This window comes from Halomonas sp. PR-M31, from assembly GCF_001039575.1.
Taxonomy (GTDB): domain Bacteria; phylum Pseudomonadota; class Gammaproteobacteria; order Pseudomonadales; family Halomonadaceae; genus Modicisalibacter.
This window is the reverse complement of sequence record NZ_JIBT01000019.1, coordinates 41,223-54,228: the sequence shown is the minus strand read 5'-3', so window position 1 is coordinate 54,228 and position 13,006 is coordinate 41,223. Positions and strand designations below refer to the sequence as shown.

Sequence of the window (13,006 nt, the reverse complement as noted above, 5' to 3'; positions counted from 1 at the left end):
GGTAGAGCAAATGACTGTTAATCATTGGGTCACAGGTTCGAGTCCTGTTCGGGGAGCCAGCGTCTCTCAACATCAAAACCTTCCTCGGTTCTGAAATTTCCTTCAATAGCTTGTCAATCGTCGGCAACTGACTTGTAATCAGTTGATTACGCGATCAAGCAGCCCGTGGAATATATTCATGGAAGAACCGCTACGCAGAAAGGCTCAGAACCAAGAAAACGCGAGCGTTGCTGATCTTTGGAGTACACAGCGCAGACGTCGGGTTCTTGCCATGGCTGCTTTTGCCATATTGGCGGGGCTTGCCTTCTTTTATCTGCATAGCGGGCGCATCGAAGGAGGCGCTTTCGTCAGCCTCTTGACCTTGGCTTTCGGCGTGGGACTTGTCACGCTGATCTGGCCACGCGTCACTCATATCACGATCCTGGGTAGCGAAATCAAGCTGCAGCGTTTGACCAAAGAAGCGGAAACCCTTGTAGGCGAGCTCGATGCCGGCAAGACGGATCTCTATCGGACGGCGTTGAGCGTCATGAAGCACTCTCCCCAGGTTCAGGAAGATGAGGGCAGGGTACTCGGTCAACACGCCAGCACCCTTGTTGAATTACTCGGCAACATCGAAAAGGCGCGTTTGCTAGAGGCGTTGGATACAGAAGCCCTGTCTACCACGGATAGGGTGATCGATGAGCTGGTACGTAATTTATCGAATCAAACCGATCTTCCTGCGGATCATTATTCGACATCTCTTTCGTCAAAAGCCGAAGCGGTGATCAAGCGGTTTGGCGAAGGGCGCTCAGCGAATGAACCTCAAGGGATCAGAGGAGCGAATGGCGTTGACTCGAATCCAGAGTCGGCAAAACTTGTCGGCGATTTGAAAACTCTGCTGCGTTATCGTCGCAGAATAAAAGAGCAGGCCCATTAAGCCACTTCAGGCCGTTGCCATTGAAACCGCTACTCGAACGCTTCTTGAGTAGCGGTTTTTAATGCGCTAGGCGGGAGCGACTAACGGCTGATACCCGTCACCTGAAACACGTTCCCATGAGGCGAGCAGGGGCTGATTTGAGAACGCTGATCGTCGCTGATTGTCACCTCGGTACCGGTAAATTTTAGATGCGCTCCCACGAAGTAGCGTTTGCCCTCAAGTTCTATTGCGGGCCTGCCGTCATGGGTGATTTTGGTGTCGCTTGGGAAAATCAGAAGCGTAGGAGCGGCGTTGCGAGCCGTGGCGTAGAAGCACGCTCCGTTCGCAATGATGAGTTTTCTGGATAACGTTTCAGCATTGTCGGTGGAACTCTTGCTGGAGATCACCGCATGCTTTCCGTGCCCGTTGTCGATGACGCTCAATTCCGAAACTTTTTGCTCGGTTTCAGTGGAGTAAGAATAGCCCGCTGTCAGGAACATTACGCTGATGCCTAGGATACCGGCTCCAACGCGCTGTAGAAGACGACCCGTCATGTATGCCATGGGATGTTTCCCTGCTGTAGAGTTGATGAAAGGCCCAGTCTTGAGGTTAGACTGGCAAGTCGCAGCACAATGCAGCTTCATCAAGTTGCTACTTGGTTACTGCTTGAAAAACAACCAATAAAAAACCGCCACCCAGCATGAGCTGCAGATGGCGGTTTTTTGTAATCTTTCTGGTCGGAGCGACAGGATTCGAACCTGCGACCTCTGCAACCCCATTGCAGCGCGCTACCAAGCTGCGCCACGCTCCGATTCCTGTTTCCAGATTCATGCTAACCGTTAAATCAGAGTGTGCTGAAATGGCCGGCATGGAACGAGGCATATAGTAGCGATTTTCATATCAAATGCAAGTCTGGAATCGGCTTTCGTTTCAATCGGTTGTCACTGATAGAACGATCCATGAAGAGACCGTGCCGCAATGCTTGGCTTTCGTTGTATTATTCCCCAATTTCAACCAAGAGCGGAGACAGTGATGCCACTGATCATTGGCATGAGCGTGCTGTTGGGATGTCAGTTTCTCGGCGAGTTGTTGTCCAAGGGGTTTGCGATTCCAGTGCCGGGCCCGGTACTGGGGATGGTGATTTTGTTGATCGGATTGATGATCAACGGCCACGTGCCTGATGCCTTGCGTAAGACCGGCGAGGGGCTCCTGCGTTACTTGACCTTGCTGTTCGTCCCCGCTGGAGTCGGACTGATAATGCATTTCGAGTTGATTCGTGCCGACTTCTGGACACTTGTAATCACCTTGGTACTTTCGACGGCGGTTACCCTGGCGGTCACGGCCAAAGTGCTTGACTGGTTGGCAAGACGCTATACCCAAGGAAAACAATGATGAATCTAGTGTCGATCGATCAACTTTGGGTTTATCTCTCCGGTAACCCCTTGTTGTCACTGCTGGTGACCTTGATCGCGTTCATATTGGCGACGCGTATCAATCGCTTGCTGGGTGGCTCACCCTTTGCACATCCGGTATTGGTCGCGATTGCCTTGCTGATCGGCTTTCTACTGATCACGGGCATCGACTATGCCACCTATTTTCAGGGCGCCCAGTTCATTCATTTCCTGCTGGGGCCGGCCACCGTAGCCCTGGCAATTCCACTGTTCGATCATCGTGAACGTGTTCGTCGTATGTTGTTGCCGATTCTAGTCGCCTGTGTGACGGGCATTGGTGTTGCGGTGGCCTCGACGCTTGGCATTGGGCTGATATTGGGGGCCCAGCGTGAAACACTGCTGTCACTGGCACCGCGTTCTGTGACCTCGCCCATCGCCATGGGGATCGCAGAACAAATCGGGGGTATTCCTTCCCTGGCAGCAGGATTGGTGTTGTTGACCGGCTCCATTGGCTGTGCGCTGGGGCCAATGATCTTTCGTTGGCTCAATGTCAAAGACCCGAGCGTTCAAGGCTTCACCATGGGGCTTGCTGCCCATGGGTTCGGCACGGCGCAGAGCTTTGCCTCGCTTGGAGCGATGGCAGGCGCCTTTGCCGGCCTGGCAATGGGCCTGACCGGCATGCTGACGGCTTTTTTGCTGCCTTTGATTACCGCGCTTTTTGGTCTATGAAAGGCGCATCAACACATTTCTTCCCAAAGGCGGTCGCGGAAATCCTCGGACAGATTCGAGACCTTGGTCATGCGGTTCATCGTTGCCTCGTTGATATCCTTGGCGATTTGCCGATAGTGAGTTGCCATGGCCGCGGGATCTCGCAGCAAATCCTGATTCATCACGCCCTGGGCCATCCTTTCCGTCGAGTTTGCCATGATCTTGAAAAACTCGGCTTCCTGATGCATGGCATTTCCCACCATATCCCACCAGATAAGTTGGAGCCGGGCAGCCGAATTAGCCGTTTCCATCCATTGGTTCAACCACCAGATAGGAGACATGGCCGGCTCGTCGTTTTTCGATGGCATCGGGAACGGCGGCGGAATGAAGTTGACCAACGGCAGAATAGTTGGCTTGGTATTGGACTTTGTCATGAAGGCCTCCGGGTAGCACTCAGACAAGGTTGTAGCGTCATGTCACACTAATATTGGTAACCCATGTTAAGCGTACACCTTCACGGTAGTTGTGAAGGGCGAGTTCACAAACTTTCTCGTCATAACTTGATACCGATCATGTAAAAGCGTTGAATCAGAGTGTTTGCTGTACCCGTAAGCTGACCTAGGGTCAGGCTGAGAAACGGCTGGCCCAGATGGGAGGTCTTATGTGGGATGTCGTCAAGTCGGTGCTGGCTGCCTTTTTTGGCGTACAGCAGGATCAACGTCGACGCAAGGATTTCGAACAGGGCAAGCCGGGTGCATTCATCATAGTAGGCATTCTGCTGGCTCTGGTGATGGTTGCCATCGTGTTTGCCATAGCCCGCATGGCTGCGGGTTGAAACTATCTGCGTTTAATTTCAAGACGTCTCTTTTCTCGCAATTCTCAAAGCTCTTCTATACTCCTGAAGTACTCGCCTGATTTATTCATCTTTTAGTTAGTCGCTCCAACGCATTAGAACAACTAAGGAGGGATGGATGCGCAAGATGTTCGCTCTCGCTGCGTTGCTGGCGGGTCTCAGTGGTCAGTTTCCGATTTCTCACGCAACAGACTGGAATATGCCGGTCGGTGTCTCTCAGGTCAGTCGTGACGTTTATGATCTGCACATGATTATCTTCTGGATCTGCGTGGTCATCGGCATCGTCGTGTTCGGCGTGATGTTCTACTCCTTGTTTCGATATCGCCGGTCCAAGGGCGCGAAAGCGGCGCAGTTTCATGAACACACCACTGTCGAAGTGCTTTGGACAGCCATCCCGTTTCTCATTCTCGTTGCCATGGCCATTCCTGCCACCGCTACGCTCAAGAACATGTACGACGCCTCCGAGGCGGATTACGACGTAATGATTACCGGTCATCAATGGCGTTGGCAGTACGATTACATGGGCGAGGGCGTCACGTTCTTCTCCAACCTTGGTACTCCCCGGGAGCAGATTGCCGGCACCGAAGAAAAGGGTGAGCACTATCTTCTCGAGGTCGATGAGCCGCTGGTGTTGCCAATCAATCGCAAGATTCGGCTGCTGACCACTTCAGCGGATGTCATTCACTCCTGGTGGGTGCCGGATCTGGCGGTCAAGAAGGACGCCATACCGGGGTTTGTCAACGAGTCCTGGACGCGCATCGATGAGCCAGGCATCTATCGCGGTCAATGTACCGAGCTGTGCGGCAAGGATCATGGCTTCATGCCGGTTGTCGTGCACGCCATGGAACAAGAGCAGTTCGATGCCTGGCTTGAGGAACGCAGACAGGCCGCTGCGGCGGACGCCGGCGGCGTCGATCGGGAATGGGAGCTCGCAGAGCTGGTCGAGCGAGGCGAGAAGGTTTACGCCACCATCTGCGCTGCCTGTCACCAGGCGGAAGGTCAGGGGTTGCCGCCCACGTTTCCGGCATTGGCGGGAAATCAGGCGTTGATGGACGATCTTGAGCATCACATCGATGCGGTCGTCAACGGCGTGTCCGGTTCCGCCATGGCGTCCTTCAGCGGCACCCTCAATCCAATTGATATCGCGGCGGTCATTACGTTTGAGCGCAATGCCTGGGGCCATGAAACCGGTGATGTGGTGCAGCCGGCGGATATCCAAGCCCTTCTCAGCCCCTGACGGGTTGCTCAAACAGCCGTGAATCGACAGTTCCGCAGGCAGAAATGTATCTGCAAGGAGAATGTTCAATGGCGCCTCAATCACCTCCCAAGGCCACTCTGGAGCACAGTCAGAGTGCATCCGGTAGCGCCGCGGCCGATGAGTTCCAGGAAGAAGAGCATCACTATCGCAGTGGGCCACTGCGCTGGTTGTTGACCACCAACCACAAGGAGATCGGATCGCTGTATCTGATCTTCTCCTTGTCGATGTTCATGATCGGCGGTGCCATGGCGCTAGTTATCCGGCTCGAGTTATTCCAGCCGGGGCTGCAAATGATACAGCCGGAATTCTTCAATCAGATGACCACCATGCATGGTCTGATCATGGTGTTCGGCGCGGTCATGCCCGGCTTCGTCGGCTTGGCCAACTGGATGATCCCGCTACAGATCGGGGCGCCGGACATGGCACTGCCTCGGCTCAACAACTTCAGTTTCTGGCTGCTGCCCATTGCCTTTACCTTGCTGTTGTCGACCTTGCTGATGCCTGGGGGCGGCCCCAATTTCGGCTGGACCTTCTATGCGCCGCTCTCCACTACCTACGCGCCACCTTCCACCACGTTCTTCATTTTTGCACTGCACATGGCGGGTATCAGCTCGATCCTCGGGGCGATCAACATCATCGCCACGATTCTCAATCTGCGGGCCCCAGGCATGCGCCTGATGGACATGACCCTGTTCGTGTGGACCTGGTTGATCACTGCCTTCCTGCTGATCGCGGTGATGCCGGTGCTGGCCGGTGTCATCACCATGATGCTGCTGGATATCAATTTCGGCACCAGCTTCTTCAATGCCGCCGGCGGCGGCGATCCGGTGCTGTTCCAGCATCTGTTCTGGTTCTTCGGACATCCCGAGGTGTACATCATGATCCTGCCGGCCTTCGGCATCGTCTCGGTGATCATTCCGACCTTTGCCCGTAAGCGCTTGTTTGGCTATGCCTCCATGGTCTACGCCACGGCAGCGATTGCCATTCTGTCGTTTCTGGTCTGGGCACATCATATGTTCGCCGTCGGGCTGCCTCTGGTCGCGGAGCTTTTCTTCATGTACACCACGCTGCTGATCGCCGTGCCGACCGGGGTGAAGGTATTCAACTGGATCACCACGCTGTTTCGCGGCGAGATCACCTTCGAGACGCCGATGCTGTTTGCTCTTGCCTTCGTCGTGCTGTTCACCATTGGGGGATTTTCGGGACTGATGCTGGCGATCGCGCCGGCGGATTTTCAGTACCACGACACCTATTTTGTGGTGGCGCACTTTCACTATGTGCTGGTGCCCGGGGCAGTGTTCTCGATCATGGCGGCGGTCTATTACTGGCTGCCCAAATGGACAGGTCATTATCCAGACGAACGACTCGGGCGCTGGCATTTCTGGCTATCGGTGATTGGCGTCAACCTGCTGTTCTTTCCCATGCACTTTGCCGGGCTTGCCGGCATGCCCCGCAGGATTCCGGATTACGCCCTGCAGTTTGCCGACTTCAACATGGCCTCGAGCATCGGGGGATTCCTGTTCGGCTTTTCCCAGCTGCTGTTCATCTGGGTCGTGGTCAAATGCGTTCGCGGCGGGGTAAAAGCACCCGCCAACCCCTGGGACGGCGCGACCGATCTGGAATGGACCGTGCCTAGCCCGGCACCATTGCATACCTTTGAAACGCCACCGGACCTTCGCGGCTTCAAGTTTCATTGAAGCAGAAGGCCTGAAGATGCCGGAGAGAACATGAGATGACACCCGTACAGCGCACGGTGACGAAGACCCTGGTTGCGTTGGTGATGATGGTGGGGTTCACCATTGCGCTGGTGCCGCTGTACGACGTGTTCTGTGATATCACCGGTCTCAATGGCAAGTCCGCGAGCCAACCCCGAGCCATCGTCAGCGGTGAGATCGATGAATCCCGCTATGTCACCGTGCAGTTCATCACCCGTACCGGTAGCGGTCTGCCTTGGCGGCTGACGGCGCTGGATCGTCAGGTGCGAGTGCATCCCGGTCAGGCCTATGAGGTGCGCTTCGCCTTCGTCAATCATGGCAAGACCGCTCGTCGTGGCCGCGCCGTTCCTAGCGTCAGCCCCTCGGAAGCCTCCTTGCATCTACGCAAGATCACCTGTTTTTGTTTTCAGGAACAGCGTCTTCAGGCCGGTGAGCGACTCGAGCTGCCCTTGATGTTCCAGCTCTCCAGAGATCTACCGGAAAACGTTCATACCGTAACCCTGGCCTACACCCTGTATCCCGCAGCGGATGATCAACTTTCCTCTAGCGTGATCGCACTCACCCAAGGAGGTGGCGCATGAGCGGCGGCAGCTATTACGTACCTGCAAGTAGCAAATGGCCCATCCTGGCAGGTTTGGCCGTTGGGCTGTTCATGATCGGCACGGGTATCGTGCTGGTATTCGATACGGGGATGGTACTGCTGCCTCTGGGTGCGGCAGCGATCATCACCGTCATGGCATTTTGGTTTCGAGATGTCATTCGGGAATCCCGCAGCGGGCTTTACGATGCCCAGATGGATCGCTCCTTTCGCTGGGGCATGGGCTGGTTCATCTTCTCGGAAGTCATGTTCTTTCTCGCCTTTTTCGGCGCGCTGTTCTACGTGCGAGTCTTCGCGCTACCTTGGCTTGATGGTGAAGGGGCGAAGGGTGTCAGCGCCTTGCTGTGGCCGGATTTCGTTTCCAGCTGGCCGCTCATGAATCCGCCGGATACGGACATCGTTGGCGCCAAGGCAGTGGTCAGCCCGTGGCAGCTGCCGCTGGTCAATACGCTCTTTTTGGTCACGTCTAGCATCACTTTGACGCTCTCTCACGAAGCGCTCAAGGAGGGCTATCGCGATACCGCCCGTAACTGCCTGGCCATCACGGTGCTATTGGGCGTGCTTTTCTTGATGGTGCAAGGGCTCGAGTACTACGAGGCCTATCATCATCTTGGTATTACGCTACAGGCAGGCATCTATGGGTCGACCTTCTTCCTGCTGACGGGTTTTCACGGTGCCCATGTCACCATCGGAGCCATCATCCTCGGTGTCATGCTCTGGCGAATTCAGAAAGGCCACTTCTCCGCCCACAATCATTTCGGTTTCGAGGCCGCTGCCTGGTATTGGCACTTCGTCGATGTGGTGTGGATTGGACTGTTCATTTTCGTCTATGTGTTTTGAACGGGCGTGTCGAACGGTCTCAGGCACTGCCGAGATCGCCGACATAAAATCCATATAGCAGCAAGGCGATCAGCACCGCCGCCAGGCTGACGCGGATTTTGAGTGAGGTCAGCAATCGCTTGGACTGACTGTCATCGCGGATGAGATAGCCGGCCCCCATCAGCAAACTGGTGAGCATGGCCAGAAAGACGGCGGCGATCAGTATCTTGAGCATGAGGGACTCCCGTAGATGAGCACTTTCAGTTCAAACAAGCTTGCCGCTGGCGTCAAGAAAAAGTCGCTCTGGTGGCTTGGATGGAGTCTGGTAATCGTTCTCGGCCTGGCATTGGGCAACTGGCAATGGCAGCGGGCAGAGGAAAAACGCGACTATCTTGCACGGCTCGAGGCAGCGCCTAGTTTGACTATGCCTGAACGCTCACCGCCGTTTGGCGCCGAGGTGACGGTGAAAGGGCGCTTTATAGCGGATCAGACGCGCTTTCTGGACAACCGGGTGCTGAAGGGACGCGTGGGGGTCGCGGTGCTCACGCCGTTGATCGATAGCGATGGGCGTTACTGGTTGATCGAGCGGGGCTTTGTTCCTTCTGGGCCGGAACGGGTCGATCCAGTGATCGAGACCCCTTCAGGAGAAGTCGAGATCAGCGGGCGATGGCAAGCACAGGCTCAGGATAACGCCTTGCTGTTTGGTCCGAACCAGGAGGGGCGGCGAGTGCAACGAATCGATCTTTCAGTCTGGTCGGAGGACCTGTCGTTCCTGCATGCGGGCTGGCTGCACCAGCATACTGGACAGGGGCGCTTTGCTTCCTGGTGGGTGCCGGCGGTAATGCCGCCCAGCCGCCACCTGGGCTATGCCTTTCAGTGGTGGGGGCTCGCGCTGGCGGCAAGCATCGTCATGTGGCTGGGGCGACCCCGCGTTGCGAGGCTCAAGGATTCTCGAGGACAAACGCCATGAATCGATATTTATCCAGGAATCTGCGTCAGAAAATCAAGCTGACTGCGCTGATCATCCTGTTTGCGGGCCCTGTGATTACCGCCTGGGCGATGGTGGAATGGCGCCTGGGCATTCCTGATGAGCGAGTCGCTCATGGCCAACTGATGCCGGAGCTGCCTGCGCTTCCGGAGTGGCCTTTGAAGAAGACTTCTTCGGCTCTCGATGATGGCGATCAAGACGATTGGATACTGGCCTATGACTGCCGGGACGAGTGCGCAGACGTCGCGGATCATCTGTGGCGATTGCATCGCGCTCTGGGGCGTGAGGCACCGCGGGTGTCCCGGCTGCGTCTGGGTGGCCAGGCGCAGCCGCTGCCCGGCGAGCAGGTGGCACAGTGGCGAACTCAGCCCGCCTGGAGCGATGGCAAGTCGGTATGGCTGATCGACTTCGAGGGGCGGGTCGTCGTGCGCTATGACCAGCAGGACGATCCTAGAGAAATTCTCAAGGACATACGCCGGTTGTTGCGCATGAACCCGGAGATCGAGCGCTTCTCGGCAAGCCAGGGTGTGAGTGTCAGAAATGTGATTTAACGAAGAGGGCGGCCCATGAAAACAACAAAACATGTTCGCCTGGCACGATGTTTGAGCCTTTTCGGTGTGCTACTGGCCCTTGTCGTGATGCTGCTTGGGGCCTGGACACGCCTTGTCGATGCCGGGCTTGGCTGCCCTGACTGGCCGGGCTGCTATGGCAAGCTGGTGGTGCCTGACGATGCAACGGCGCTGGCGCACTCGCCTCATGTGCCCCTGGACCCGGGCAAGGCCTGGGCAGAAATGTTTCATCGCTACATGGCAGGGGTACTTGGATTACTGGTGCTAGGCCTGACGTTTCTTGCCTGGCGCGCGCGAAGCGTGGCTGGCTACCCCTGGCGCACCAGCGCTGTGTTATTGCTTGCCATCTTGCTGCAAGGCGCGTTCGGTGCGTTCACGGTCACGCTAAAGCTTTGGCCACAGGTAGTTGTCCTGCATCTGTTGGGCGGCTTGGGGGTCACGCTGCTTTTTTTGTGGCTATACCTGAGCCTGAGAAGAATCGATGCTCGAGCCCGTGGCGGATACAGGCTGTCGCGACCGGGTGCATTGTGGCTGATCGCTATTGGATTGCTGGTTTTACAGATAGCGTTGGGCGGTTGGACCTCGAGCAATTATGCAGGCATCGCCTGTCACGGCGTTCCAACCTGCAATGGCCAGTGGTGGCCGACAATGGACTGGTCCGAAGGCTTCAACCTGACCCAGACCATTGGCCCCAACTATCTTTACGGGCAATTGCACGCGGAGGCGCGTACGGCAATCCAGGTGGCCCATCGTCTGGGCGCTATCGCGCTTGGGCTCGTGATGCTGTTGCTGACAGTGCGCTATTGGCACCGTCGCGTTTTGCGTCCATATCTCACGCTATTGTCGGGAATCTATGCGCTGCAGCTTGGTTTGGGCATTGCCAACGTGTTGCTGTGGCTACCCCTTGATCTGGCCTTGGCCCACACTGCGGGCGCGGTACTGCTGGCGCTCGTCATGACCATGACCGTGTGGCGTGCGACGAGTCTGCCTCAGTCCTGCTCCTCGTCGATGAATGAAAACGCCGCCGAAACTTCGGGTCTCGGCGGCGTATTGACGTTGGTTTCAAGACGTCAACACCGGAAGTTGCGCTATGAAACGCAACGACCCTGGTTACCAGAAGGTACTGACCAATAGATAGCCAAGACCGGTGACGACCAGGGTACCGATAAGATTGAGCATGAAACCGGCTCGAATCATGGATTGAATCTTCAGGTGGCCGGTGGCGAAGACGATCGCATTCGGGGGTGTTGCTACCGGCATCATGAAGGCACAGCTTGCGGCAATGGCTGCCGGCACCGTGATCAGTATCGGGGATACGTCGATGGACACCGCCAATGCACCCAGCAATGGCAAGAAGGCCGCGGCGGTTGCCGTGTTCGACGTCAACTCGGTCAGGAAAATGATGATCAGAACGATCATTCCAATCAGCGCAATCAGGGGTAGTGCTTCGAACAGCGACAATTGGTTGGCAATCCATTCCGCCAACCCTGAACTCTTGACGACACTGGCCAGCGCCAGACCGCCACCAAACAGCAGCAACACGCCCCAGGGCAATTCCTTGGCTTCCTCCCAGTTGAGCAAACGCACCCCAGGGCTGTTACCGCTGGGCAGCAGAAACAATATGAGCCCTGCAGCGATGGCAATGTTGGTATCTGACAGCCAGGCAATGCCTATGTCGTTGAGCAAGGGCCGGAAGATCCAGGAGAGGGCGGCAAGCAGGAAGACGAGGCCGACGCGCAATTCAGCGGAAGACATGCGCCCCAGTTTGTCCAATTCTTCGTGGATCATGTCGGCACTGCTCTGATTGTTGCCCAGGGAAAAGCCGCCACGGGTCAGCCACCACCAGGCCGCCGCCATCATCACAAGGCTCACCGGTACGCCGATCACCATCCACTGTGCAAAACCAATATCAATACCCCGATCGTCCGCCAGATAGCCTGCCAACAGGGCGTTGGGCGGCGTGCCAATCAGCGTTGCGATGCCACCGATGCTGGCGGAGTAGGCGATTGCCAGAAGCAGCGCGGTTGCATAGCGATTTAGCTCTTTCGGGTCGCTGTCCTCGAGCAGGCTGACCACGGACATGCCGATCGGCAACATCATGATGGCGGTGGCGGTATTGGAGACCCACATGCTGAGAAAACCGGTGGCGATCATGAACCCACCGATCTGACGCCGAGGCTCTGATCCGACGATTTTAAGCACCTTCAGGGCAATCCGCCGATGCAGGTTCCAGCGCTGCATGCCGATACCAATCAAGAAACCGCCCAAGAACAAGAATATGATGGGGTTGGCGTAGCTGGGTGCCGCCGCGTCCAGCTCCCCGATGCCAAGTGCCGGCACGAGTACCAGGGGCAGCAGGGCGGTGGCGGGTATGGGAATGGCCTCCGTGGCCCACCAGGTGGCCATCAGCAGCGCGAGCCCCGCACAGGCCCAGGCGGCATCCGGCATCCCCAAGGGGGGTGGTAGAACCAAGGTTATCAGAACCCAGAGCGGACCCAACCAGAGACCGATACGGGAGGCCATGGAAGGGTGTGTATCTGATTCGTCAGGTGTCTGTGTCGATGTGGACATGGCTTACCTCGAAACTGGCATGAAAAAAAAGCAACGCGACTCTACTACACCCTAGTTCAACTCGGTATCGATGATGAAGCAGTTGGGGTGATCCTTTGGGACCCGTATACTGCTTCATCGAAATCTATTGCTGGAGTTGGCATGAGCGAAGTCCTGGCCTGGGGATTGTTGGGTATTGCAGTAATCGTGGTCGTGGCATTGGCCGGCTATGCGCTGAAACTCTTGCGTGAGGTCAAGCGGCGTCAAGCGTTCCGGGAGGATGAGATTCGCCGTGCCAACAACAATTGTCTGGAAAGTCTCGAGATGATCGCGCAAGCAATGCTGGCCGATCAGGTCGATCTAATCGAAGGCAGTCTTCGTTGCAAAGTCTTGCTGGAGATCATTGATCCCGCCCTGCTGGAACGAAGAGTGTTCAGCCCCTTTGGTGAGGTATATCAGCGCACCGCTCACCTGCATACTCATTCTGCACGGCGTGCGCTGACTCCCCGAGAGCGCTTTAAAGAAGATCGCGAGCGCATTACCGTGGAACAATCGCTACAGGATGATATTCGCACAGCAGCATCGGCTGTACTCGATTTCAAACGGCAATGGGAGGCAAACGAACGTTGAGTATCTCGCGAGTATTACAAAATGGCGGCATT

The 13,006-nt window shown here is 56.3% G+C and carries 16 protein-coding genes and 1 tRNA gene; 12 read left to right on the top strand and 5 right to left on the bottom strand.

All coding sequences use genetic code 11. The features are described from left to right. Nucleotides 1-271 precede the first annotated feature (271 nt). Nucleotides 272-916, top strand: coding sequence for a hypothetical protein (locus CH74_RS06355; protein WP_156181406.1), 645 nt, complete (start codon nucleotides 272-274; stop codon nucleotides 914-916). An 80-nt stretch (nucleotides 917-996) separates the two neighbouring features. On the opposite strand, the gene CH74_RS06350 is transcribed toward CH74_RS06355, so the two are convergent. Together CH74_RS06350 and CH74_RS06345 are read right to left on the bottom strand one after the other, a co-directional pair. Then, nucleotides 997-1,458: a hypothetical protein gene (locus CH74_RS06350; RefSeq protein ID WP_048306627.1), complete on the bottom strand. Its 462-nt coding sequence runs from the start codon at nucleotides 1,456-1,458 to the stop codon at nucleotides 997-999. Between the two features lie 171 nt (nucleotides 1,459-1,629). Then, nucleotides 1,630-1,706 (bottom strand) — tRNA-Pro (locus CH74_RS06345). 221 nt (nucleotides 1,707-1,927) lie between these two features. On the opposite strand from CH74_RS06345, the gene CH74_RS06340 reads away from it, so the two are divergent. Both CH74_RS06340 and CH74_RS06335 read left to right on the top strand, forming a co-directional pair. Beyond that, a complete protein-coding gene (locus tag CH74_RS06340) occupies nucleotides 1,928-2,287 on the top strand; it encodes a CidA/LrgA family protein (protein WP_048306626.1) in 360 nt (119 codons plus the stop codon). Continuing rightward, entirely contained in the window at nucleotides 2,287-3,015 is a 729-nt protein-coding gene (locus tag CH74_RS06335) for an LrgB family protein (RefSeq protein ID WP_048306625.1), read from the top strand. The genes CH74_RS06340 and CH74_RS06335 overlap by 1 nt, the downstream gene beginning before the upstream one ends. Nucleotides 3,016-3,023: 8 nt before the next feature. Here the strand turns inward: CH74_RS06335 and CH74_RS06330 are convergent, their stop codons facing one another. Then, entirely contained in the window at nucleotides 3,024-3,428 is a 405-nt protein-coding gene (locus tag CH74_RS06330) for a hypothetical protein (RefSeq protein ID WP_053070654.1), read from the bottom strand. Between the two features lie 227 nt (nucleotides 3,429-3,655). Between CH74_RS06330 and CH74_RS18170 the strand changes: the two genes are divergently transcribed. The 5 genes from CH74_RS18170 (at nucleotide 3,656) to CH74_RS06310 (ending at nucleotide 8,258) form a co-directional block, all read left to right on the top strand. Beyond that, entirely contained in the window at nucleotides 3,656-3,829 is a 174-nt protein-coding gene (locus CH74_RS18170) for a DUF2970 domain-containing protein (protein WP_082140318.1), read from the top strand. A 136-nt stretch (nucleotides 3,830-3,965) separates the two neighbouring features. Next, entirely contained in the window at nucleotides 3,966-5,084 is a 1,119-nt protein-coding gene (gene coxB / locus CH74_RS06325) for a cytochrome c oxidase subunit II (RefSeq protein ID WP_048306624.1), read from the top strand. A gap of 68 nt (nucleotides 5,085-5,152) precedes the next feature. Next, nucleotides 5,153-6,802, top strand: a complete 1,650-nt coding sequence (ctaD, locus tag CH74_RS06320; protein ID WP_048306623.1) for a cytochrome c oxidase subunit I — start codon at nucleotides 5,153-5,155, stop codon at nucleotides 6,800-6,802. Between the two features lie 35 nt (nucleotides 6,803-6,837). Next, nucleotides 6,838-7,401 carry a cytochrome c oxidase assembly protein gene (locus tag CH74_RS06315; protein WP_048306622.1) on the top strand — a complete coding sequence of 188 codons (564 nt, stop codon included), beginning with the start codon at nucleotides 6,838-6,840 and terminating at the stop codon, nucleotides 7,399-7,401. Further along, nucleotides 7,398-8,258 (top strand): cytochrome c oxidase subunit 3, encoded by an 861-nt coding sequence (locus tag CH74_RS06310; protein ID WP_048306621.1) that lies wholly within the window; start codon nucleotides 7,398-7,400, stop codon nucleotides 8,256-8,258. Before CH74_RS06315 ends, CH74_RS06310 begins: the two co-directional genes overlap by 4 nt. 19 nt (nucleotides 8,259-8,277) lie before the next feature. Here CH74_RS06310 and CH74_RS06305 read toward each other — a convergent pair whose 3' ends face one another. Next, nucleotides 8,278-8,472, bottom strand: a complete 195-nt coding sequence (locus tag CH74_RS06305; RefSeq protein WP_048306620.1) for a DUF2909 family protein — start codon at nucleotides 8,470-8,472, stop codon at nucleotides 8,278-8,280. A 15-nt stretch (nucleotides 8,473-8,487) separates the two neighbouring features. On the opposite strand from CH74_RS06305, the gene CH74_RS06300 reads away from it, so the two are divergent. Genes CH74_RS06300 through CH74_RS06290 form a run of 3 tightly spaced genes read left to right on the top strand, consistent with a single transcriptional unit; the run spans nucleotide 8,488 to nucleotide 10,928 of the window. After that, the gene (locus tag CH74_RS06300; protein WP_048306619.1) at nucleotides 8,488-9,207 is read left to right on the top strand and encodes an SURF1 family protein; all 720 of its coding nucleotides are present in this window, start codon (nucleotides 8,488-8,490) and stop codon (nucleotides 9,205-9,207) included. Further along, nucleotides 9,204-9,776 carry a hypothetical protein gene (locus tag CH74_RS06295; protein WP_048306618.1) on the top strand — a complete coding sequence of 191 codons (573 nt, stop codon included), beginning with the start codon at nucleotides 9,204-9,206 and terminating at the stop codon, nucleotides 9,774-9,776. Before CH74_RS06300 ends, CH74_RS06295 begins: the two co-directional genes overlap by 4 nt. 15 nt (nucleotides 9,777-9,791) lie before the next feature. Next, nucleotides 9,792-10,928: a heme A synthase gene (locus tag CH74_RS06290; RefSeq protein WP_082140317.1), complete on the top strand. Its 1,137-nt coding sequence runs from the start codon at nucleotides 9,792-9,794 to the stop codon at nucleotides 10,926-10,928. On the opposite strand, the gene CH74_RS06285 is transcribed toward CH74_RS06290, so the two are convergent. Beyond that, a complete protein-coding gene (locus tag CH74_RS06285) occupies nucleotides 10,905-12,365 on the bottom strand; it encodes a DASS family sodium-coupled anion symporter (RefSeq protein WP_048306617.1) in 1,461 nt (486 codons plus the stop codon). The genes CH74_RS06290 and CH74_RS06285 overlap by 24 nt on opposite strands. Nucleotides 12,366-12,506: 141 nt before the next feature. On the opposite strand from CH74_RS06285, the gene CH74_RS06280 reads away from it, so the two are divergent. Then, complete coding sequence (locus CH74_RS06280) at nucleotides 12,507-12,974, top strand: DUF2489 domain-containing protein (RefSeq protein WP_048306616.1); 468 nt, start codon at nucleotides 12,507-12,509, stop codon at nucleotides 12,972-12,974. The last annotated feature ends 32 nt before the right edge of the window (nucleotides 12,975-13,006 follow it).

Excerpts from the sequence above, each read along its gene's own strand:
- CH74_RS06355 (WP_156181406.1), top strand. The coding sequence starts at position 272 with ATGGCTGCTTTTGCCATATTGGCGGGGCTTGCCTTCTTTTATCTGCAT.
- CH74_RS06350 (WP_048306627.1), bottom strand. The coding sequence starts at position 1,458 with ATGGCATACATGACGGGTCGTCTTCTACAGCGCGTTGGAGCCGGTATC.
- CH74_RS06340 (WP_048306626.1), top strand. The coding sequence starts at position 1,928 with ATGCCACTGATCATTGGCATGAGCGTGCTGTTGGGATGTCAGTTTCTC.
- CH74_RS06335 (WP_048306625.1), top strand. The coding sequence starts at position 2,287 with ATGAATCTAGTGTCGATCGATCAACTTTGGGTTTATCTCTCCGGTAAC.
- CH74_RS06330 (WP_053070654.1), bottom strand. The coding sequence starts at position 3,428 with ATGACAAAGTCCAATACCAAGCCAACTATTCTGCCGTTGGTCAACTTC.
- CH74_RS18170 (WP_082140318.1), top strand. The coding sequence starts at position 3,656 with ATGTGGGATGTCGTCAAGTCGGTGCTGGCTGCCTTTTTTGGCGTACAG.
- coxB (WP_048306624.1), top strand. The coding sequence starts at position 3,966 with ATGCGCAAGATGTTCGCTCTCGCTGCGTTGCTGGCGGGTCTCAGTGGT.
- ctaD (WP_048306623.1), top strand. The coding sequence starts at position 5,153 with ATGGCGCCTCAATCACCTCCCAAGGCCACTCTGGAGCACAGTCAGAGT.
- CH74_RS06315 (WP_048306622.1), top strand. The coding sequence starts at position 6,838 with ATGACACCCGTACAGCGCACGGTGACGAAGACCCTGGTTGCGTTGGTG.
- CH74_RS06310 (WP_048306621.1), top strand. The coding sequence starts at position 7,398 with ATGAGCGGCGGCAGCTATTACGTACCTGCAAGTAGCAAATGGCCCATC.
- CH74_RS06305 (WP_048306620.1), bottom strand. The coding sequence starts at position 8,472 with ATGCTCAAGATACTGATCGCCGCCGTCTTTCTGGCCATGCTCACCAGT.
- CH74_RS06300 (WP_048306619.1), top strand. The coding sequence starts at position 8,488 with ATGAGCACTTTCAGTTCAAACAAGCTTGCCGCTGGCGTCAAGAAAAAG.
- CH74_RS06295 (WP_048306618.1), top strand. The coding sequence starts at position 9,204 with ATGAATCGATATTTATCCAGGAATCTGCGTCAGAAAATCAAGCTGACT.
- CH74_RS06290 (WP_082140317.1), top strand. The coding sequence starts at position 9,792 with ATGAAAACAACAAAACATGTTCGCCTGGCACGATGTTTGAGCCTTTTC.
- CH74_RS06285 (WP_048306617.1), bottom strand. The coding sequence starts at position 12,365 with ATGTCCACATCGACACAGACACCTGACGAATCAGATACACACCCTTCC.
- CH74_RS06280 (WP_048306616.1), top strand. The coding sequence starts at position 12,507 with ATGAGCGAAGTCCTGGCCTGGGGATTGTTGGGTATTGCAGTAATCGTG.